We start from the raw sequence: 19724 nt of genomic DNA, 5'->3' as shown, positions 1-19724 counted from the left end.
GTTCGGCGGATACCGCCCGTGGCCTGCCCGCCGCCACGCCCTCCCCGGCAGCGACGGCGGGCAGGAGTCAGATCCGCCAGATGTAAGCCAGTTCCTCCGGTACCGCCCCGACCCGCACGGCTACCAAGGCCAGCATGAACAGCCCGGCAGCCTCCGTTGGATCGAACACACTCTCGATCGGGAGCAGTCCGCTGTCGTCCAGCGCGTTATACGTCTGCCGTTCCACGCCTCCGCGTCCACGGAACTCAGCCGACAGCCGCAGGGAGAGCGATAGCACCGCCTGAGCGATGATCTGCTCCAACACGGTGTGTTCGAGGACATCGTCCGGGGGTGTCTTGTCGGCCACCCACAGGCGTCCGTCACGGACATTGATCCTCCCGATCCACAGCAACTCGCCCAGGAGTGCTGCTGCCAGGCCGAGTCCGGCCGTACGTTCGTTCAGGCGCGGATTCCCGGTCACGTCGTGGTGCGCCAGTCTCCAGAAGTCGTCAGCGAGTTGCATGAGACTTCATCTCCCTGGGACGCAACGAGACGATCGACGTTGGACAGACTCGGCGTGGTCGTGGCTGGCTCATCGTGGTCGCGCCTGTCAGCCGGCCAGCACGAACGACAGGTCGTCGACCGTCCCGGCCACGACGATCGCTCCGAATGCCCGGTGGGCCAGGTCGGAGCCCTTCATCGCCGACGTTTCGGCAAGCGGCGCACCGATCTGCTGCTGGGCAGCGTCGTAGACCAGGCACTCGACGGTCGTGGCGTCTATGGGGGACAGGCGGCACCCACACGCGCTGCGGTACGCACGCGAGCCGTTTACCAGAAGCACTGGATCACAGGGTCGTCCGCAGACGCAGCGCAGCAGACCCCACAGCGGGTAGGCGTCGGCCAGATCGGCGGGGAACGACGAAAGCCGCCGAGTCTGCTGCCGGCCTTCCCCCTTGCCCTCTCCGGACCGGTCGCGGCCGACGGGGAACGGCCGCGACCGGCGGTCAAGGACGCGGTCCGGAGTTCCGAATGGTGCGAGACAGGGGGCCGGATCGCTGCGGCTGCCTTGTTCCGCACGGAACACCCTCACCGTGCCAGCAGTGGAGACCATCTTCCCTCCCCCATCCGATGCTCCGACCCGCCAACGCAGCAGGCCGCCACCTCCGTGGCGGCACCGTGCGCCGCTACGGGTACAGCATTACCGACAGCTACTGATCGTGTAAGTGCCGTCACTAATAGGTTTGGATGTACGGCTCGATGACTAGTTGCGCTAGTCCCCTTGACCTGTCGAGGATTCCGCACCCCGGTCAGGCCAGCTAGCCTGCCCAAAAGGGCCCAGACGAAGGCGGGGGTCGTCAGCGTGAACCTGGACCAGCACCCGGCGGACCGGATCGCTCCTGCGACCTGGGAGCAGCGCGACATGCGACGCGCCCTGGCCGCACGGGACCTGAAGACGGTGTACGAACGACTCCAGCGAGTCGGCGTCTCCCAGCGTCAGATCGCCCGGCTCACCGGTCAGAGCGCGTCCGAGATCTACGAAGTCCTCCGAGGCCGCCGCGTCATGGCGCACGACCTACTGATCCGGATCGCGGATGGACTCGGCGTGCCACGTGGCTACATGGGACTTGCCTACGACGAGTCGACAGAAGCCGCCCTCGACCTGGCCACAGCAACCTTCTCCTCACGGGAAAGCGAGCGCGACCAAGTCCGCGCACTCCTATCCCACGCGGCCAACATCACCATGGGGACCTCCGTCAGCGAGGTCGCCCGATGGTGGCAACCAGTCGACAGGGAAGTCGCACCGGCGCCATCGCGCATCGGCCTATGCGACGTGGAACACGTCCAAGCGCTGACCGCCGCGATGCGCGCACTCGACTACCGACACGGTGGCGGGGCCTGCCGTGACGCGGTAGCAGCGCAGGTCCGCTGGGTACAACAGCTGTTAGAAGCCACCTGCTCTCAGGAAACCCGGACCCGCCTGCTGCTCGCGCTCGCAGACCTGCACAACCTGGCCGGATGGACATCCTTCGACGTCGGGATGTACTCCACAGCCCGCAGGCACTTCGCTCGCGCCCTCGAACAAGCCAAAGCAGTGAACGACCTGTCCCTCGCCGCCAACATCCTCTACCGGATGGGCCGACTCCACCTTCACCGCGGAATGCACCGCGACGCGCTACGCTTCTTCCAACTCGGCCAGATCACCGCCCAGGACTCTGGCTGCGGACTTACCGTTTCCATGTTATGCGCCAACGAAGCCTGGGCGTACGCTCTCGTCGGCGACCGCAAGCAGATGGATCGATCAATAGGGCGCGCTAAAGACGAGTTCATCCGCGCCGACCACGGGACCGCGCAGGCATGGGTGCGCTTCTTCGGTGAGGCGGACTTGTACGCTTCGATCGGAGTGGCGAAGACATCCTTGACTGACGCCAACGACGCCGACGTGTCCGACGCAATCAGATTTCTGAACCAAGCACTCGACCACCGTGGAGCTGACATGACCCGAAGTCGGATCTTCGAAGCAACCGCCCTTGCCGTCGCACACCTGTGCGGAGGAGACGACAAGGCCGGAAAGCGGGCGGCCCGTGACGCCGTAGCATCGGCGGCGACTGTCCGATCCATTCGCACACTCGACAGGCTGCAACCCCTGCAGGAGATCGCAACAAGATATCCCGCCGACTCCGATATCCAGGCCATAGCGAACGACATCAAGACGCTAAGAAGTGCGATATGAAGAAAATCGGCGAAGCGTCGCCCCCGGGCACCAGTGAGTCGGCGGGCTGGCACTGGTCGATATTCGCCGATGTCTGCGCACTTGCCGGTATGAACCCGGCAGGGGCCAGGCTCATAAAGTTCACGAACAACGCTGTCTTCGAGCTGGCCAACGAACCTGTCGTCGTACGAATACCAGGATCAAAAACGGTCCAGGATCGAGTCGAGAAGGTTATTGCCGTCGCACGGTGGCTCGCTGAGCATGACATGCCGTCGGTTCGACTGCTGAATGATATGGATCAGCCGGTGAAGGTGGGAGATCGCAAAGCGACTCTCTGGCAGCGAGTGTCCGGTGAAGGCTCCACCCCAACCGGCCGTGACCTTGGTCGAATACTACGCCGCTACCACTCGCTTCCCGATCCTCGATTCAGCCTTCCTCCATGGCGGCCCATGGCTGCAATTAGACAACGGATCATGGAGGCCGATCGCCTGTTGTCGACCGATCGCACTTTTCTAGAACAATGTTGCGATGAGACGGAGGAGCAGCTCGGCGCCCTGGAGTTCTTCCTTCCGCCTGGACCGATCCATGGAGACAGCTTCCTCGGCAACCTTATTCCTAGCCCGCATGGTCCTGTAATATGCGACTTCGACTCCGCCGCATCTGGCCCTCGGGAGTGGGACCTGACACCAGTCGCCGTCGGAAAACTTCGTTTCAACTACACCCCTGACGCACATCGAGAGATCGTCGAATCCTACGGTGTAGATGTGCTCAGCTGGCCAGGATTTGTGGTGATGCGCAAGCTCCGTGAGCTCCAACTCGTGACTAGTGTTCTGCCAGTGCTAAAAAGCAACCCGAGTTTGACGGACCAGTGGTGCCATCGCTTCGCCACTTTTCGTGACGGAGATGCGTCGGCGACGTGGAGCCCGTATCGGTAATATCAGGCTATTCGCGCACGGCCAACGCCCTTGAGGCAACCTAGCTTCTTCGTCTTAGGCGTCAGGTCCAAGTAGTCGTGCGCGCACTTGCTATCAAGACCTTTTGTGCCACAAAGCGTGCAATCTCGATATCGTGACTGAGCAGCTTCGCTTCAGGGCCAAAGGGTAGAAGTAGTTCGGCCCGAGATGGTCCGCCCCCATCTTTCGCGTGGACGATGCGACACCGAAGATCGTATATGCGGTCCGCGACTTGCGTGCCGAGTGTTGAGCCTTGATCCCGTAGGGAGATTTGCTTGATATGCCGGAGGCCGCCGGCCTTAAGTCCGACAAATCTCGCCCGCTGTGAGTCTGCTTTGATAAAGTTCTCCAGGTCGTCTGCGTCGACACAGTGCTGGATGGTAGCTCGCAGCTGATCCTTCTCTGACGGAAAGTTCTTTGCTCGGATGGTCTGAGCCAGGCGCGAAAGCTTCGTTTTGTCGTCCGGGTTAAATGATGGGTCAACAACAATTTGGCGAATGCGATCGAGTACGTCGCGTTCGGTGTAGGTTGGAAAGAAGTGCTCCATTACTTGATAGAATGCCAAGAAGCGAAGCAGTGGCTGCCTTTCGGCGCTCTGTGCGTAACGAAAGAGCGCACTTGCCTCTGGCGAATAGCGTAGCTGCGGAACCTTCGGTGGTGGCCCCGTGTCAAACTGTTCTGCAGTTACTGTTTCGAGTCGGGGAAAGTCCATGGCTGCAACATTCACGCCATTTGCTACTGCCAGTTCGAACAAGGTGGAATTGGTGATGTCCTCTACTGCTGACGCGAGACTCTCGGGGGTCCTGTCTTTTTCGCTCAGACCAGCTATAAAAAGGCTGGCCAGGGTCCGCACCACACCGCCCCGACTGTCGCCTATCCCTGCAATCTGGAGGGCTGGAGTGGACATTCCGATGCGGATGCGGAGACTTGACTGGGGCCTTGTCGTGAATTCGACTCGCATTCCATTCGTGAATTGCTGATTGAGTCGTGCGCCCGCATACTCTTGGGGGTGCGGCTCTTTTGGAGTGATGGCTGGTCATCCGGCGAGGGTGTAGCCCTCCCGTTGTTGCTGGTATCTGTTCTGGTGTATGCGTTGGTGTTCTTGTTGCAGGTGGAAGGCCCAGTAGGCGTTGAAGTCGCCGTTGGCGGATACGGCGCGTAGCTTGAGGATGGCTTCGGCGGTGTCCAGTCCCCAGCGGGCGCCGGTGATGTCCATGCGGTCCTTGACCAGATGCCGGCAGGCGCCCTCGATCACGCCGGTGGCGATCGGCCACCCCGCAGCCAACGCGGTGTGGTAGTCCAGGTAGGGCTGGTGGCGGGTCAGGTAGTCGGCGCACTCGTCGGCGCCGGCGCGTTCCCTGGCCGAGTATCCGTACCGGGTGGCCCGCCGACGGATCCCGGCCGCGACCTGCCCGGCCTTGCCGGACAGGATCTTGACCGCCTGCTCGCCGACCCACGCCTCGGCGGCGGGGTCACCGGTGTAGAAGAACGCCCACGCCGCTTTCCACACGTACTCGAGCACGTGGACGAAGTCCAGCACGATGTGGACCTTCACCTGGCGGCGGTCCGCCTCGGCCCGGACCGCGTCGATCTGGGCACGGTTACCGTCAACGAGCACGACCCAGGTCCGCGCCTGCCGCGGGTCACGGCGACACGCCTCGTCGAACCCGGCGGCGACGACCGGGGCGATGTCGTCGACCACGGACGCCGTCAACCACCTGGCCTGGGCGACCGGACCCCGCCGACGCCGGCCGTCGTCACCGGTGATGATCTCGGACGGGGTACGCGGCACCGGCGCCGCGTCGTAGACCACCGCCAACTCCGCCATCCGTTTACGGCCACGTTTCTCTCCCGGCGACAGCCGGGTGGTCAACCTACGGCCTGTCCGGGCGGCGGCCTTCGCGGTGGCGTCCCGTAACGCGGACGGGATCATCACGACACCCTTACCGTCGAACGACAGCACCAGCAGCCAGCCATCGCCGACCGGCCGGTGCGATCGGGTGTCGTAGAACGCGGCCACGTCCACAGCGGCGGCCACCGCCAACTCCTGCACCTGCCGTTTCCCCACACCCACCCCGCACGACCGGTCGATCGCGGCGACCGCGTCGTCGAACGATCCCCGTACCGACTCCACCGCCGCCAACCGGCGCAGCCCGTGCGAATGCCTCTCCACCGGCAGGTTCAACACCGCGTCCGCCGGATACAGGTTGGCCACTCCCGACGCCCGGTACGCCATCCTGGTCACCGTCACCGCACCGAACACCGTGCCCAGCCCCCGACCATGCCCCACCTCCACCCGGGAACGGACCACCTCATCGGCACCGACCACCCGTTCCCGGCGCACCTCCCGCGCCGCCCGCAGATCCACATGGTCCTGCAACAACAACCGCAGCAGCTCACGACCCCGCACCGCGAGGCGGTCCTCCAACTCGGCGTGCGTCAACCCGTCACTGTCCGAGCCGGCCAACCCCTCCACCAACTCCTCGAAACACTCCCGCGACCGGTCGAACGCCCCCGCCACCACGTACCCTGACACCCGGGCTCCTTCTTCGGTTGTGGATCTAGACCACCCATCAACCTACGAGAAGGAGCCCTTCAACCTTCCAACCGACCCAAACACCCCCGCGACCACTCCTCGCAACCACTCCGCGACCATAGGCAATCAACTCCTCACTCCAGAAGAGCCGCACCCTACTCTTGGTGGCCGCCGAGTTGCATAAGGCGCCTCGTGTCGGAAAGGCTGTGCGCAGATAGAGCGACTTCTGTTTCTTGTAGGTCGCTACGATCGATGGCGAAGTAGTCAGCGACGAACGACCAGCATTCGAAGTTTGCCGCTAGGTACAGAGTGGCGTTTTCTGGTGTAATAAAAATTGCGCGGGGCTCTCCGTTGAGCCGAGGTACTAGGATTCGAATCACCGAATACTCGGGATAATTTACCTCAAAGGTGCACGGAAGATTTGCATCCTTCGCTCGCTGCTCTACCTCGGGCATCAGCTTCATCGCTTCGCGAACGTTGACTGCTTCCATGCCGAGGTATCTTAGTCGTCTACGGCGACCGATTGCTTAAGCCGCCACTGTGCCACCGAACCTTGGACAGTTCGACGGCGCGTATGGTGGGATGCTGATCGGTGCTCAGCGGACCTCTTGCCCACCAGGTGTCTGCTACGGCAAGTCCCGGGCCGTCGCCCCATCCTCTCCAGCTGCTTGTCTGCGTGGCCGCAAGAAGGTTAGGTTCCCGCGTCCCGCTCTGTCCGAAGGATCTTCACCAAGATCGATGCGCGGTGGTTGGACACGCCACGACCGTCGGAACGCATGGCATCCGCCAGCGTGTCCCGAGACAGCGCGAGTCCCTCACTTGCCAGGCTCGCCTGAGCGGCTCGCGCTGCAGGAAGGAGATGCGCCACGGCCCGCGCATCGGCCGAGGCCGTTGTCGCTTCAGTCCCGGACGGCTGCTCACCGCCCGGCCGGTCAGCCGGACCGGCTCCGGCCGGCCCTGCGCGGCCGGCCTGTTCGACTGTCGTTGTCCCGGACGGCTGGTCGCCGGTAGAGGAAGCCGGTGGAACCGTCCCCAGAACAGTGGGACGGTCGGCGGACGTCCGCTGATCGTCCGGGACGGTCCGCTGACCGTCCTCGCCGTGGTCGATCATGCTGAACAGCAGCTTCACCGCGATGAGCATCGACAGCGCGGGCCAGCCGGCCAGGATCTTGCCGATCACGCTCTCACCGCCGACCGCGATGTTCGCGGCCAGGCTCGCGGCGGTGCCGACCACCAAGGCGACCCACGGCAACCACCCCGTCCGCCGTCCCGCGCGACGCTGTACCACCATGTACAACGCGGCGACGATCTCCAGCCCGTCGACGCTGATCGGGAACGCGAACGCCTTTCATCCGTGCTGGTCGTGCTCGGTCGCCAGCTCGTGCATGTGCGCGAACGAGATCGTTCCCGCGACGACGGCCAGCCCCGCGACACACACCACGGTTACGGCCGTCAGGATCCGATCCGTACGGCTCCTCACCACGACCACCCACTTTCGGCCTCGGCTTCGGTCGTGAGCAGCCGCAGCGCGGACAACAACGGCGACGCGTTCCGCACCGTCATCGCGATGTCGCTGTCACCGTGCTGGATGTGGAGATAGGTCTCGCAGGGCCACGGGGCGACAGCCTGCGTCAGATACGCCTCCCCGGCCTGCGGCGCGAGGGCTATCGCTGTGGTCAGATCGAGCCGGACCGGCGCCGACCGGTGCCGCCCTGCGGCACCGGGGCGGTAGCCCTTGCCGGACAGCGCAGCCGCATCAGCTGTGCATCGGGTGCGGTCACACCAGGCAGGATGCCGCTGGTCAGGACCGGTTTCGGTAGAGCCCAGATTCTTCTGGCTTCTTACGCTCACTGACTACCGTGAAGAGCCAATGCGCCCGTGGCCTGCACCGGATGCGCGAACTTCTGCCCGAGGACGCGGCGATAGGGGGGCGAAACCTGTGAACGAGTCCGACTTGACTTCGGCGTTCACCGAGATCCGCGCGATGGGTGCGCCGCCGCACCAGCTGACCCCGTACTCCCTGATCGCGGCTGGCCGCCGGGCGCGCCGCCGCAGGAGGATCGCCGCGACGGCCGGCAGCGGGCTGGCCGTGTTCCTGGTCGTGACGTTGGGCATCGGTGTGGTGAGCGCGTCGTTATCCAGCCAGTACCCGGCTCCGATCGATCCAGGTCACTCGTCACCCACCGTCCTGCCGGAGCCGCCACTCAGCCCGAGCCCGAGCCCGACTCCGGCACCCACACCCGTGCCGATCACTCCGCCGGTCCCGAGCCCCACGACCGCTGGGACCAGCGTGCCCGCATCCGCACCCCCCGAAGTGCTGATCGATGTGCCGCCATCAACGAACCCGCAGGCGCCGGTGGAAGCTGCGCCCCAGGCCTCGTCGACGGCTGGGAACGCCGCGCCGGATCCGCCGAACGCGTCGCCCCGGTGACCCTGCGACCAACTCCGCGAGCAGCCGTGATCCACAGCGTCTCTTCGACTCGACACGCCGGGGCCTGGTCAGCTGGAGCGCTGTGGATCATGGTGCCCCGGTGGCTGTCGGAGCGTCGTAGGCGGGCTAAGTGGGCGAGGGCGCCGCTGCGGGCGTGCTCGTGGTTGACCCGCATGGCGCTGGTCCAACTCGGCGGCTATAGCTGGCCGATGTCAGCACATGGCCGACCACGTACGTCGGGAATCGTCAAAGCGCTTCTTCTTGAAACGGCCGGTTCTGTTTGATCCAGGCGACGACCTCTTCGCGTGCCCAGATCCGGCCGACGGTGAGCGTATCGAGTGGCTTCGGGAAGTCCGACCGGTTGACGATGTCTGGGTGCGCTGACGGCTGATGCCACCCATGAGCGCCTGAATCTCACTCAAAGCCACCAGTCTCATGTAGCGAACGCTACGCCAAGGTTGGCAACGGCAGCAAGTTGCGCCCGTTGCCACAGTCGACGTGGTAGTAGGTCTGGGCACATTCAGGCTAGCTACGGTCTGTCGCGACAACCAGCGATGAGGGGATGCTGGCTCGCATGATTACCTGTCCAGGGCCGATAAAGCGGCGAACTACGAGGAGTCCCGCAGCGTGTGCCTCAAAGCCTGCATGGCTAGCGCACGCATCGGCGATCAACCACGGCGTGTAGCCTCGTTCAAATGCGTCCACGGCACCCTTTAGGACACAGCTTTCGGTGGCAATTCCACAGAAGTATGGCTCTGTCCACCCGTGCTGTTGGAATAATTTCTCGCCCTCGGTGGTGAACGGGCTATAAATGAGTTTGTCGAGCACGATCCCGCGCTCGACGTGCGGCGCCAACTCGGGCACGATGTCGGTTTCGGGTGCATCCTGCAGTTTCCGCCAACCGAAGAAGCGCTCGAACGGGCTGCCGGGATAGTTCAGGTAGCGAGTAAACAGGATGTCGCCTCCTGCTGCCTGCCACCGGCGGACCAATTCGACAACGATCGGCACAACATGGGCTGACTGTTCGCGTACGAAGCCGTTCTGCATGTCCGTGACTACTAGTACAGGGCGACCTGATGCCATCGACTCAGCCTCGATCCGTATCGCGGAGGGTTTCGATGGCTTGGTCTAGGGCTGGCATTAGATCGCACGTTCGCAGGATTGCTCGGCGCATTGCCTGATGTTGTCCGGTCTCCCGCAGGCGGGAGACGGTAAGTCGGGAGCGTGCTCCCCGGAGATAGCGCCATCCATGTTCTGGCGGTACCTGCGGATCTCGTCCCTGTTCTACCTGTCGGGCGATCGCGTCGCTGTATGCCCACATCGATTGAATCGCAAGCTCGCAGGCGACCATCTCGGATTCCGTAAGGGAACGCTCGGCTGAGATCGGATGGTATACGACTCCGGACCATGAGGCGTAGCCCACCGAAATCCCAGGTACGCCGAACGATTCGATGCCTACGTGATCGTACGCCTCGGAAAGCAATGACTGCTCGACTAGTTCGGCGTGAGCTAGGTGTTCGTCGTCCATGGCGCGATCGCGGTGCAGCAATGCTCGTGGGGTCGACATGATGCGTAGTGCGGCATCTAATAGCTCCGGTGGCCACGCTGGCTCGGTAACCCAATGAACGCCAAGGATGTACATCGCTGACTCGTCCTCGGCAGGTGCGATAGGTGCAAGATAGTCGGTAGCCCATTTGATGTTGTCGCCGTACGACACCTCCCGCCACGCGGCGAGTGCCGCGATCGTGGACAACTCGACGTGCTCCACAAGGTGGAAGATTGCCGATCCGCACGGCCAGACGTACAGCGTGCAGTCGCCCTCCGGGTGCTCGACCGGAGTCGAAGAGCAGGTGTGCAGCTGCTCCTTGGCTGGCGTGCAGCCGGTAGTCTCGCCTAGCCGGCAAGCGCCTTCAGCGCCGATGAAGGCTGTAAGGAACTTGTGGGATCGCGCCTTGAAGTGCGGCCGATCCTCGGCGCTGCCGGTTAGCTCGCCGAACAGGTCATGGGGCTTTGCGTCGTATGCCAGGCAGTAGAGCTGGCGGTAGATGGGGTCGGTGACTGATACACGCCCGGTCTCGTGGCGGTACATCGCTTTCTCGATGGCCTCGACCGTCGGCGTCTCGCGGATGCCGTTCTGTTGACCTACGCGGTGCAGCTCGCGCGCTGCGCGCTTGCGGGACTCCCAGCCAACTGCCTTCCGGCGGTTGACTAGCACAAGATTGGGCTTGAACTGTCGAGGGACTTCAGTGGACATGGGCCGTGTCCTTCGTGTCCGTGCGTAGCACCTGCCCGGATCGTCGCAGGCAGGGCAGTCTCATCGGTAGGCAAGCAAGATGCCGCTGCAGTCGGGAGCCGAGGTCAGCGTCAGCCATCAGTAGGAGCCTACGCGGTACAGATGGTGCCGAGTCAGCCTAGGAGGCATGACGTCGATGGATCAGGATCGCTGGATCGAGTCGTGTCCGAACGCCGACGACATCATCCGAGAGTGCGAAACCGATGAAGCGGCCGAGGTGGCTCTCACGCTGCGGTGGAGTTTCGAGGACCTGAAGGCCGAGCACGGTGAGGCCGGCGCCCGACGGATCCTCGCCGAGGTCCTTGCCCGGTGGCGCCAACGGCGGCGAGCCGGTGGCGTTCGACGACTGACGACGCGTGACCGATCGGAAACGTCTTCCCTTGTGAGAGGAATCCATCGATGTGGGATGTCGGGGCGCTGTTCAGTGCGGCGTTGCTGGGCTTCTGCGCCGGGCTGTGGTCGTTCAAGGTCAAGTCTCGATGGTGTCCGGACTGTGGGCGTACGACGTATCCGTTGGCGGATCGGCGTGGCGGGTAGTCGGCTGCTCCGTGCGCCCGAGCCGAGGCCGGGTGACGTGCTGGTGGTCGGTGGTGAGGCCAGTGTGCAGTTCGCTGGTGAGCGCAGGCTGCGGTTCCGGGTGATCTCGGTGGACCCCAGGCCGACGTACGAGGGCTGGCTCTGGGTCACGGGTTACGTGATCGACAAATCCGGCGATGCCGCCGAGCGGCGGGAGATATTCGTGCAACGCCAGGGACTTTTTCGACTGCCCCGGCGCGGAGAACAACCTTGAAGTGGAGAGAGCAGTGATTGTCGAGATGTTTCGTGAGCTGGTGGTGCGGTGGCGGGAGTGGCGGGACGGGCGGTCGGCGGCGTCGAAGCGGCTGGCCGGGCTGGCCCGGGAGCGTGCGGCGGCCCGGCACCGGAGGTTGGAGGGCAACCGTGGGCATCGCTGGTCGTCGGAGCCGACGATGCTCACTCCGACGCTGCGTCCGCTGATGACCTACGGTCAGCTGCTCGGCTACCGCGTACCGGCGGGGTCGTGACCTGACCCGGTAGCAGGGTCGGATGCTGCTACTCCAGACGAAGAGCTGTGCGAACGCCGCTGGCCGGTCCCGTGCGGGCAGCAGCTACGAGACGTCGAAGAGGCGAAGGCCTTCGTACTCGGCGAAATCGGCGTAGTCCTTGCCATTGAATGTTGCCAGGGGTAGCCGTTCGACCAGGCAGCAGGCCGCGATCCAGGAGTCATTCGTCGGCTGGGGCCGGCCCCGATGCTGCGCACGCGCCTGGATCTGACCCCAAGTTGTCGCCACCACCTCATCGAACGGAAGAACCACGACACCCGACCGCCACTGCGCCAGGTCAGCCAACTTGCGCGGCCCCCAGCTACGAAGCACGGTCCATTTGGTCAGCTCCCCGAGCGTCACGAAGGTGATGCACAGAGTCCTGCCGGCCAGACGGGCGCGAAGCCGGTCAGGCACCGACCCCGCAGGATTGCCGACGCGACGTCAGTATCCAGGACAACCAGACTCACGCGGCCCCAGCCCGACGGGAGGCGTACAGGTCGGAGAGGAAGTCATCCAACTCATCATCCGACTCGAACATGTCCGGCCGGGCAAGGTCGTCAACCGAGGCGACCGGGCGCACGCCCTGAAGGCGCGCCAGCTCCTCAGCCGGCACGTGCTCAGCGGTCGGCCACTCGGGCATCTGCTCGGCGTTGCTCGACATAACGGCTCACCTCCTCGCGGCTCTTGACCATCTCCCATACTCCCATACAGACCCGAAGGCAGGGTCTCCTGCGACACGGACCATTCACGGAATGATCTTGAACGTCGGTGGCTGCCTCGTCGTGCAGCAGCAGGGCAGCGCCCAGACGAAGAGGTGTGCGAACGCCGTTGGCCGGTCCCGTGAGGGACCGGCCAACGGCGTTGTGGCTGCTCAGCGAGCGGAGGATACGAGATTCGAACTCGTGAGGGTGTGAACCCAACACGCTTTCCAAGCGTGCGCCCTAGGCCTCTAGGCGAATCCTCCGCCCGACACGATACAGGCTGCGGACGTGGCGGTCAGCACGGGCCGGGGTCGCCGACGGCCGCCCACCGCCCGGGGTACAGTGGGGCCAACCCCTCGTGCGGCGTGCATCTCGTGAACCTCCCCAGGGCCGGAAGGCAGCAAGGATAAGCGAGCTCTGGCGGGTGCACGGGGGGCCCTTTCGTCTCCGGGCCGGCCGGGGGATCTGCTCCGGGGTGGCGGTCGCCGGCCCGGCCCGCGCAGAATGGCTCCCGGCGTGGAACCCTGCCTGGTCGAGAGGAGGCGGTGAGGGTGGCACTGGCGCTCTACCGCAAGTACCGGCCGAGGACGTTCGCCGAGGTCATCGGCCAGGAGCACGTCACCGAGCCGTTGTCGCAGGCGTTGCGGACCGGGCGGCTCAACCACGCGTACCTCTTCTCCGGGCCGCGCGGCTGCGGCAAGACCTCCAGCGCCCGGATCCTGGCCCGCTCGCTCAACTGCGAGCAGGGGCCGACGCCGGAGCCGTGCGGCAAGTGCGACTCGTGCCGCGCCCTGGCCTCCGACGGCAGCGGCTCGATCGACGTCATCGAGATCGACGCGGCCAGCCACGGCGGCGTCGACGACGCCCGTGAGCTGCGCGAACGCGCCTTCTTCGCGCCGGCCAGCAGCCGGTTCAAGATCTACGTCATCGACGAGGCGCACATGGTCTCGTCGGCCGGCTTCAACGCGCTGCTCAAGCTGGTCGAGGAGCCGCCGGACTACGTCAAGTTCATCTTCGCCACCACCGAGCCGGAGAAGGTCCTCGGCACGATCAAGTCGCGGACCCACCACTACCCGTTCCGGCTGATCCCGCCGGGGGTGCTGCGGCCGTACCTGGAGCAGCTCTGCTCCGCCGAGGGCGTCAAGGTCGACCCGGCGGTCTTCCCGCTGGTGGTGCGGGCCGGCGGCGGTAGCGCCCGGGACAGCCTGTCGGTGCTCGACCAGTTGATCGCCGGTGCCGGCCCGGAGGGGGTCAGCTATCCACGGGCGGTGGCTCTGCTCGGCGTCACCGACAGCGCCCTGCTGGACGAGATGTGTGACGCCCTCGCCGCCGGTGACGGTGCCGCCGCCTACGCAACCGTCGACCGGGTCGCCGAGGCCGGGCACGACCCCCGCCGGTTCGCCTCCGACCTGTTGGAGCGGTTGCGGGACCTGATCGTGCTGCAGCAGGTGCCGGACGCGGTCAGCAAAGGGCTGATCGACGGGCCACCCGACCAGATCGACCGGATGACCGCCCAGGCCGAGCGGCTCGGCCCGGCGACGCTGTCGCGGTGCGCCGACACGGTGCACAACGGCCTGGTGGAGATGCGCGGCACCACCGCGCCACGGCTGCTGCTGGAGCTGGTCTGCGCTCGGATGCTGCTGCCGGGGGCCGAGGAGTCGACCGGGGCGCTGCTGCAGCGGATGGAGCGGATGGAGCGTCGGCTGGCAGCCGGCGTACCGGTGGCTGCCGCTGCTGCTGCGCCGGTGGCCTCCGCTCCCGCCGCCGTGGCACCGGCGGTCTCCACTCCCGCAGTGGCACCGTCCGGACCGCCGGCCGCGCCGCCCGCCGCTGCCGTACCGGCCGCGCCGCCGGCAGTTGAGCGACCACCGGCCGCCGCGCCGGCCGTACCGCCGGAAGCGGTGATGCCCGATCCGGCCGTCGCCGAGCCGCAGCCGGGCCCGGCCGCGCCGGGCGCGCTCGACGCGGCAACCGTCCGGCGGTCCTGGGACGAAATCCTCGCCATGGTCGGCAACCGGAGCAAGCGGGCCGCCGCGGTGGTCCGCGAGGCGACGGTACGCGACGTCGACGGCGACGTGCTGGTGCTGACGTTCCGGCACAGCGTGCACGCCACCATGCTGTCCGCCTCGCCGGACCTGCTGCTCGAAGCCATCTACGAGACGCTCGGGGTCCGGTGGCAGATCCGCTGCGAGACCGCCGGTGCGGCGTCCGGTCCGGCCCGGGCCAGCGCCGCCCGGCCGGGTCCGGCGGCACCCGCCGCCGGCCCACCTGCCAACGGTCCGGCCACCGCCGGCCCGCCGGCCGCCACCCGGTCGGCTGCGGCCAGCGCCGCCCGCGCGGCGGCGTCGGGTGGCGGGGCCGGCGGCCGACCGGGTGCGAGTCGCCCGGGTGATCGCCAGCCGTCCAGCGGCGACGACTCCGACTGGCCCGAACCGGCCCGACCGGGCGGCGACGCCCCGCCGGTGAACGACGGCCCGGCCGGCGGTGGCCCACCGCCGGGCGGCACCCGGCAGGCCGCCAACGGTGCCCGGCCGGGTGGTGGGGGCGCGTCCACCGGCCCTGGGTCGGGACAACGGTCGGCACCGACGCAGCAGAACGGCCCGGCGTCGCGGTCGGTCGGTCGCCCGGCGACCGCCGCGGCCGGTCGGGGAGCGTCGTCGGCGGGGGGCGGTGCCTGGGCCGACGGGTCGTCCGCCGAGGAGCCGCCGTACGACCCGGACTACGACGGGCCGGTCCGGTCCGGCGCCGCGCCTGGGCCGCCACGTGGCCCCGTCTATGAGGGCTTCGACCCGGGCGACGAGCCGCTGGACGAAGTGGTGGACGAGCAGACCGCCCGGCAGAGCAGCGAGGAACAGGCGATGCAGTTGCTGCGCCAGGCGCTCGGCGCGGAGAAGATCGGCGAGATCGATTCGCGGTGACCGAGACCGATTCGTGGTGACCAGGTGTGCGGCTTCCGTGCCGGGCGCTGCGGATCCGGCGGGACGGACTAGGCTGGCCACGGTCCGGCCACACTGATCGAAGGAGCGGTGCCGTGCGCCCCGGTGGACAGCCCAACATGCAGCAGATGCTGAAGCAGGCGCAGAAGATGCAGCAGCAGATGGCGACCGCCCAGGCCGAGCTGGCCGAGGCGGAGGTGACCGGCGTGGCCGGCGGGGGGCTGGTCACGGTGACCCTTTCCGGTGTCGGTGAGATCCGGTCGATCAAGATCGACCCCAGTGCGGTGGACCCGGCGGACGTGGAGACGCTGGAGGATCTGGTGCTGGCTGCGGTCCGCAACGGCAACGACGAGGTCCGCAAGCTGACCGAGGAGAAGATGGGCCCGGTCACGGGCGGCCTCGGCGGTCTCGGGCTACCCGGGTTCTGAGCCGCCGCAGATGTACGAAGGCGCCATTCAGGACCTGATCGACGAGCTGGGCCGGTTGCCCGGCGTGGGGCCGAAGAGCGCCCAGCGGATCGCGTTCCACATTCTTTCCGCCGACCCGGCGGACGTCACCCGGCTGGCCACCGCGCTGCGCCGGGTCAAGGACCTGGTCAAGTTCTGCACGGTGTGTTTCAACGTTGCCGAGACCGAGCACTGCCGGATCTGCCGTGACCAGCGGCGCAGTGACGACGTGCTGTGTGTGGTCGAGGAGCCGAAGGACGTGGTGGCGATCGAGCGCACCGGTGAGTTCCGGGGGCGCTACCACGTGCTCGGTGGGGCGATCAATCCGCTGGAGGGGGTCGGCCCGGACAACCTGCGGATCCGTGAGCTGATGCTGCGGTTGGGCTCGGGGACGGTCAAGGAGCTGATCCTGGCCACCGATCCGAACACCGAGGGTGAGGCGACCGCCACCTATCTCGCGCTGATGGTGAAGCCGATGGGGATCGCGGTGTCCCGGTTGGCCAGTGGCCTGCCGGTCGGCGGCGACCTGGAGTACGCCGACGAGATCACCCTGGGCCGGGCGTTCGAAGGCCGACGTTCGGTCTGACACCGGGCCGGCGAAACACACGAAACATGTAACAACTTGGTATAGCCCAATTTTGGACATATCTGGCCTATCATCGGCGCTGTAAGGTTCGATCGTCGTTGACGGGACAGTTAAGACACGATCCGGTACCAACCGCGTTCCGGCTGGTTTCCGGTCGCGCCGAACGCCGGCTAAGGTCTCGCCATCGGTGACCCCCGTCACTACGTTGTCCGTACCCAAAGGACGAGGTGAAGCACCCATGCGTGCACCCAGGCCGAAGGCCGCCATCGCGGCCGTCGCGGTCGCGGCGCTGGCCCTAGCCGGCTGCGCCGAGAGCGAGCGTGACGACTCCGGCGACTCCAGCGATGCCACCCTGGTCTTCGGCGTAGCCGGCGACCCGAAGGTCCTCGACCCCAGCTTCGCCAGCGACGGCGAGTCGCTGCGGGTGGCCCGGCAGATGTTCGAGACCCTGGTCCGTCCCGAGGAGGGCGGTACGGCGATCACACCCGGTCTGGCCGAGAGCTGGACCCCGGACGAGTCCGGTACGGTGTGGACGTTCAAGCTGAAGTCCGGTGTCAAGTTCCACGACGGCACCGACTTCAACGCCGAGGCGGTCTGCGTCAACTTCGACCGCTGGTACAACGCGACCGGCCTGATGCAGAGCCCCGACGTCACCGCCTACTGGCAGGACGTGATGGGCGGCTTCGCCAACAACGAGAGCGAAGACCTGCCGGAGAGCCTGTTCGAGTCGTGCACCGTGGTCGACGACACCACCGTGGACCTGGCGTTCACCCGGGTGTCCAGCAAGATTCCGGCGGCCCTGATGCTGCCGTCGTTCTCCATCCACTCGCCGGCGGCGCTGGAGGAGCACAACGCCAGCGACGTGACCGGCAGCGCCGACGACATTTCCTACCCGGCGTACGCGTTGGAGCACCCCACCGGCACCGGGCCGTTCAAGTTCGACAGCTGGGACATCGCCAACAAGACCCTCACCCTGGTCCGCAACGACGACTACGCCGGTGAGAAGGCGAAGGTCAAGACGCTGATCTTCCGGACCATCTCCGACGAGAACGCCCGCAAGCAGGAGCTGCGCAACGGCGGCATCCAGGGCTACGACCTGGTCGGCCCGGCCGACGTGCAGCCGCTCAAGGACGACGGCTTCAACGTGCTTACCCGCCCGGCGTTCAACGTTCTCTACCTGGCGATGAACCAGCAGGGCAACCCGGCACTGGCCGACATCCGGGTCCGGCAGGCGATCGCCCATGCGCTGAACCGTCAGGCGCTGGTCGACTCGAAGATGCCGCCGGGCGCCGAGGTCGCCACCCAGTTCGTCCCGCCGACCATCGAGGGCTGGAACTCCGACGTCACCACCTACGACTACGACGTGGCGAAGGCCAAGGAGCTGCTGGCCGACGCCGGCCACTCGGACCTGACGCTGCGGTTCCACTACCCGACCGAGGTCACCCGGCCGTACATGCCGAACCCGAAGGACATCTTCGAGCTGCTCGCCGCCGACCTGCGGGAGGCCGGGATCACCGTCGAACCGATCCCGCTGAAGTGGTCGCCGGACTACCTCAACGCCACCACCTCCGGCAACGCGCACGACCTGCACCTGCTCGGCTGGACCGGTGACTACGGCGACGCCTACAACTTCATCGGTACGTTCTTCGACCGGCCGAAGGACGAATGGGGCTACGACAACCCGGACCTGTTCGCCAAGTTCGTCGAGGCCGACGGCACCGCCGACATCGAGGCCCGCTACGAGCTGTACCAGGGCATCAACGCCGACATCATGGAGTTCCTGCCGGGCGTGCCGGTCTCGCACTCCCCACCGGCGATCGTCTTCGCCGAGGACGTGATCGGGGTGCAGGCCAGCCCGCTCACCGACGAGCGGTTCGCCACCGCCGAGTTCAAGTCCTGAATCCACGAGTGAACTAGCGAACGGAACGAGGGCGGGCGTCAGCCGCCACCCGGGCCACCAGTCCGGATGGCGGCGGCGCCCGCCCACGCGACCCTCCACACCCCCTGCCGAGGCACCGTGTTCCGCTTCATCGTCCGACGACTGCTCCAACTCGTACCCACGCTGTTCGGTCTCTCCCTGCTGCTGTTCATCTGGCTGCACCGGCTGCCCGGCGGTCCGGAGTCCGCGATCCTCGGTGAGCGCGGCACCCCGGAGATGCGCGCGGCGATCCGCCGCAACCTCGGGCTCGACGAGCCGATCCTGATCCAGTACGGCCGGTTCATGAAGCGGCTGCTGCAGTTCGACCTCGGCACCTCGATCTCCACCAAACGTGAGGTCACCACCGAGTTCCTGCAACGCTTCCCGGGCACCGTGGAGCTGACCGCCGCGGCCATGCTGATCGCGATCGGGGTCGGCATTCCGCTCGGCTACCTGGCCGCCCGCCGCCGCGGCACCCTGCTCGACCACGGATCGGTCGCCGGGTCGCTGATCGGCATCTGCGTCCCGGTCTTCTTCCTGGCGTACGTGCTGAAGGCGATCTTCGCGGTGAACCTCGGCTGGTTCCCGTCCAGCGGCCGGCAGGACCCCCGCATCGACGCCACCCGGGTGACCAACTTTTTCGTCCTGGACGGACTGCTGACCCGGGAGTGGGACGCCTCGCTCAACGCGCTGTGGCACCTGGTGCTGCCGGGGCTGGCGCTGGCCAGCATCCCGCTGGCGATCATCGTCCGGATCACCCGGGCCAGCGTGCTGGAAGTGCTCGGCGAGGACTTCGTGCGCACCGCCCAGGCCAAGGGCCTGACCGGCCGGGTGATCCGCCGCCGGCACGTGCTGCGCAACGCGATGCTGCCGGTGGCCACCAGCATCGGCCTGCTCACCGGCGGGCTGCTCTCCGGTGCGGTGCTCACCGAGACCGTGTTCGCCTTCGGCGGCATCGGAGCGTTCGTCGCCGACGCCATCAGTCAGCGGGACTACCCCGTACTGCAGGGCTTCATCCTGATCATCGCGTTGGTCTACGTGCTGGTGAACCTGTTGGTGGACATCTCCTACACCTTCATCGACCCGAGGGTGCGGGTCCGGTGAGCGGACGGTTGGTCGGTACGGGTGGACAGGACTGCAGCGAGCGCGGCCCGCAGCCGCGGACGGAGGC

General features: G+C 66.4%; 21 protein-coding genes, 1 tRNA gene, 1 other RNA gene and 1 pseudogene. 12 read left to right on the top strand and 12 right to left on the bottom strand.

Annotated elements, in window-relative coordinates:
- Positions 1 to 67: 67 nt before the first annotated feature.
- Positions 68 to 502, bottom strand: coding sequence for a GPP34 family phosphoprotein (locus EDC02_RS23980; protein ID WP_123603889.1), 435 nt, complete (start codon positions 500 to 502; stop codon positions 68 to 70).
- Positions 503 to 589: 87 nt separating this feature from the next.
- Positions 590 to 820: a hypothetical protein gene (locus EDC02_RS23975; RefSeq protein ID WP_123603888.1), complete on the bottom strand. Its 231-nt coding sequence runs from the start codon at positions 818 to 820 to the stop codon at positions 590 to 592.
- A gap of 519 nt (positions 821 to 1339) precedes the next feature.
- Between EDC02_RS23975 and EDC02_RS23970 the strand changes: the two genes are divergently transcribed.
- Together EDC02_RS23970 and EDC02_RS23965 are read left to right on the top strand one after the other, a co-directional pair.
- On the top strand, positions 1340 to 2710 hold the full coding sequence (locus tag EDC02_RS23970; RefSeq protein WP_123603887.1) for a helix-turn-helix transcriptional regulator: 1371 nt from the start codon (positions 1340 to 1342) through the stop codon (positions 2708 to 2710).
- Positions 2707 to 3624 (top strand): phosphotransferase enzyme family protein, encoded by a 918-nt coding sequence (locus EDC02_RS23965; protein WP_123603886.1) that lies wholly within the window; start codon positions 2707 to 2709, stop codon positions 3622 to 3624. Before EDC02_RS23970 ends, EDC02_RS23965 begins: the two co-directional genes overlap by 4 nt.
- A 61-nt stretch (positions 3625 to 3685) precedes the next feature.
- Here EDC02_RS23965 and EDC02_RS39680 read toward each other — a convergent pair whose 3' ends face one another.
- From EDC02_RS39680 to EDC02_RS23955, 4 genes and pseudogenes are all read right to left on the bottom strand, one after another.
- The gene (locus EDC02_RS39680; RefSeq protein WP_148083583.1) at positions 3686 to 4549 is read right to left on the bottom strand and encodes a hypothetical protein; all 864 of its coding nucleotides are present in this window, start codon (positions 4547 to 4549) and stop codon (positions 3686 to 3688) included.
- 129 nt (positions 4550 to 4678) lie between these two features.
- Positions 4679 to 6166: an ISKra4 family transposase gene (locus tag EDC02_RS23960; RefSeq protein WP_370461507.1), complete on the bottom strand. Its 1488-nt coding sequence runs from the start codon at positions 6164 to 6166 to the stop codon at positions 4679 to 4681.
- 167 nt (positions 6167 to 6333) lie between these two features.
- Positions 6334 to 6669, bottom strand: coding sequence for a hypothetical protein (locus EDC02_RS39675; protein WP_148083582.1), 336 nt, complete (start codon positions 6667 to 6669; stop codon positions 6334 to 6336).
- Positions 6670 to 6869: 200 nt separating this feature from the next.
- A pseudogene (locus EDC02_RS23955) lies at positions 6870 to 7514 on the bottom strand (hypothetical protein); the annotation flags it as partial.
- An 18-nt stretch (positions 7515 to 7532) separates the two neighbouring features.
- On the opposite strand from EDC02_RS23955, the gene EDC02_RS40960 reads away from it, so the two are divergent.
- Together EDC02_RS40960 and EDC02_RS23945 are read left to right on the top strand one after the other, a co-directional pair.
- Positions 7533 to 7778 (top strand): hypothetical protein, encoded by a 246-nt coding sequence (locus EDC02_RS40960; protein ID WP_199757923.1) that lies wholly within the window; start codon positions 7533 to 7535, stop codon positions 7776 to 7778.
- Between the two features lie 339 nt (positions 7779 to 8117).
- Positions 8118 to 8609, top strand: a complete 492-nt coding sequence (locus EDC02_RS23945) for a hypothetical protein (protein WP_123603884.1) — start codon at positions 8118 to 8120, stop codon at positions 8607 to 8609.
- Between the two features lie 525 nt (positions 8610 to 9134).
- Here EDC02_RS23945 and EDC02_RS23935 read toward each other — a convergent pair.
- The 3 genes from EDC02_RS23935 to EDC02_RS23925 all read right to left on the bottom strand — a co-directional run bounded on the left by EDC02_RS23935 (position 9135) and on the right by EDC02_RS23925 (position 11299).
- The gene (locus EDC02_RS23935) at positions 9135 to 9692 is read right to left on the bottom strand and encodes a cysteine hydrolase (protein WP_123603883.1); all 558 of its coding nucleotides are present in this window, start codon (positions 9690 to 9692) and stop codon (positions 9135 to 9137) included.
- 4 nt (positions 9693 to 9696) lie between these two features.
- Positions 9697 to 10863 carry a hypothetical protein gene (locus EDC02_RS23930; RefSeq protein ID WP_123603882.1) on the bottom strand — a complete coding sequence of 389 codons (1167 nt, stop codon included), beginning with the start codon at positions 10861 to 10863 and terminating at the stop codon, positions 9697 to 9699.
- Between the two features lie 157 nt (positions 10864 to 11020).
- The gene (locus EDC02_RS23925) at positions 11021 to 11299 is read right to left on the bottom strand and encodes a hypothetical protein (protein ID WP_148083581.1); all 279 of its coding nucleotides are present in this window, start codon (positions 11297 to 11299) and stop codon (positions 11021 to 11023) included.
- Positions 11300 to 11395: 96 nt separating this feature from the next.
- On the opposite strand from EDC02_RS23925, the gene EDC02_RS23920 reads away from it, so the two are divergent.
- Entirely contained in the window at positions 11396 to 11692 is a 297-nt protein-coding gene (locus EDC02_RS23920; protein ID WP_370461487.1) for a hypothetical protein, read from the top strand.
- A 13-nt stretch (positions 11693 to 11705) separates the two neighbouring features.
- Positions 11706 to 11945 (top strand): hypothetical protein, encoded by a 240-nt coding sequence (locus EDC02_RS23915; protein ID WP_148083580.1) that lies wholly within the window; start codon positions 11706 to 11708, stop codon positions 11943 to 11945.
- Positions 11946 to 12029: 84 nt separating this feature from the next.
- Here the strand turns inward: EDC02_RS23915 and EDC02_RS23910 are convergent, their stop codons facing one another.
- The 3 genes from EDC02_RS23910 to EDC02_RS23900 all read right to left on the bottom strand — a co-directional run bounded on the left by EDC02_RS23910 (position 12030) and on the right by EDC02_RS23900 (position 12930).
- Positions 12030 to 12380, bottom strand: coding sequence for a type II toxin-antitoxin system VapC family toxin (locus tag EDC02_RS23910; RefSeq protein ID WP_233606256.1), 351 nt, complete (start codon positions 12378 to 12380; stop codon positions 12030 to 12032).
- A gap of 49 nt (positions 12381 to 12429) precedes the next feature.
- Positions 12430 to 12627: a hypothetical protein gene (locus tag EDC02_RS23905; protein WP_123603879.1), complete on the bottom strand. Its 198-nt coding sequence runs from the start codon at positions 12625 to 12627 to the stop codon at positions 12430 to 12432.
- Between the two features lie 218 nt (positions 12628 to 12845).
- Positions 12846 to 12930, bottom strand: a tRNA-Ser gene (locus EDC02_RS23900).
- A gap of 87 nt (positions 12931 to 13017) precedes the next feature.
- Here EDC02_RS23900 and ffs point away from each other — a divergent pair.
- The 6 genes from ffs to EDC02_RS23870 all read left to right on the top strand — a co-directional run bounded on the left by ffs (position 13018) and on the right by EDC02_RS23870 (position 19657).
- Positions 13018 to 13108, top strand: an RNA gene (ffs, locus tag EDC02_RS23895) — signal recognition particle sRNA small type.
- 110 nt (positions 13109 to 13218) lie between these two features.
- Positions 13219 to 15585 carry a DNA polymerase III subunit gamma and tau gene (locus tag EDC02_RS23890; protein ID WP_123603878.1) on the top strand — a complete coding sequence of 789 codons (2367 nt, stop codon included), beginning with the start codon at positions 13219 to 13221 and terminating at the stop codon, positions 15583 to 15585.
- Between the two features lie 137 nt (positions 15586 to 15722).
- The gene (locus EDC02_RS23885; protein ID WP_233606442.1) at positions 15723 to 16031 is read left to right on the top strand and encodes a YbaB/EbfC family nucleoid-associated protein; all 309 of its coding nucleotides are present in this window, start codon (positions 15723 to 15725) and stop codon (positions 16029 to 16031) included.
- Between the two features lie 10 nt (positions 16032 to 16041).
- Complete coding sequence (gene recR, locus EDC02_RS23880; protein WP_123603876.1) at positions 16042 to 16635, top strand: recombination mediator RecR; 594 nt, start codon at positions 16042 to 16044, stop codon at positions 16633 to 16635.
- 238 nt (positions 16636 to 16873) lie between these two features.
- A complete protein-coding gene (locus tag EDC02_RS23875) occupies positions 16874 to 18535 on the top strand; it encodes an ABC transporter substrate-binding protein (RefSeq protein WP_123603875.1) in 1662 nt (553 codons plus the stop codon).
- Between the two features lie 117 nt (positions 18536 to 18652).
- Positions 18653 to 19657 (top strand): ABC transporter permease, encoded by a 1005-nt coding sequence (locus EDC02_RS23870; protein WP_123605098.1) that lies wholly within the window; start codon positions 18653 to 18655, stop codon positions 19655 to 19657.
- The last annotated feature ends 67 nt before the right edge of the window (positions 19658 to 19724 follow it).

Origin of the sequence: Micromonospora sp. Llam0 (genome assembly GCF_003751085.1) — a bacterium.
Taxonomy (GTDB): domain Bacteria; phylum Actinomycetota; class Actinomycetes; order Mycobacteriales; family Micromonosporaceae; genus Micromonospora_E.
This window is presented reverse-complemented; position numbering and strand designations above follow the sequence as displayed.

Excerpts from the sequence above, each read along its gene's own strand:
- EDC02_RS23980 (WP_123603889.1), bottom strand. The coding sequence starts at position 502 with ATGCAACTCGCTGACGACTTCTGGAGACTGGCGCACCACGACGTGACC.
- EDC02_RS23965 (WP_123603886.1), top strand. The coding sequence starts at position 2,707 with ATGAAGAAAATCGGCGAAGCGTCGCCCCCGGGCACCAGTGAGTCGGCG.
- EDC02_RS39680 (WP_148083583.1), bottom strand. The coding sequence starts at position 4,549 with ATGTCCACTCCAGCCCTCCAGATTGCAGGGATAGGCGACAGTCGGGGC.
- EDC02_RS39675 (WP_148083582.1), bottom strand. The coding sequence starts at position 6,669 with ATGGAAGCAGTCAACGTTCGCGAAGCGATGAAGCTGATGCCCGAGGTA.
- EDC02_RS23935 (WP_123603883.1), bottom strand. The coding sequence starts at position 9,692 with ATGGCATCAGGTCGCCCTGTACTAGTAGTCACGGACATGCAGAACGGC.
- EDC02_RS23930 (WP_123603882.1), bottom strand. The coding sequence starts at position 10,863 with ATGTCCACTGAAGTCCCTCGACAGTTCAAGCCCAATCTTGTGCTAGTC.
- EDC02_RS23925 (WP_148083581.1), bottom strand. The coding sequence starts at position 11,299 with ATGGATTCCTCTCACAAGGGAAGACGTTTCCGATCGGTCACGCGTCGT.
- EDC02_RS23905 (WP_123603879.1), bottom strand. The coding sequence starts at position 12,627 with ATGTCGAGCAACGCCGAGCAGATGCCCGAGTGGCCGACCGCTGAGCAC.
- EDC02_RS23885 (WP_233606442.1), top strand. The coding sequence starts at position 15,723 with ATGCAGCAGATGCTGAAGCAGGCGCAGAAGATGCAGCAGCAGATGGCG.
- recR (WP_123603876.1), top strand. The coding sequence starts at position 16,042 with ATGTACGAAGGCGCCATTCAGGACCTGATCGACGAGCTGGGCCGGTTG.
- EDC02_RS23875 (WP_123603875.1), top strand. The coding sequence starts at position 16,874 with ATGCGTGCACCCAGGCCGAAGGCCGCCATCGCGGCCGTCGCGGTCGCG.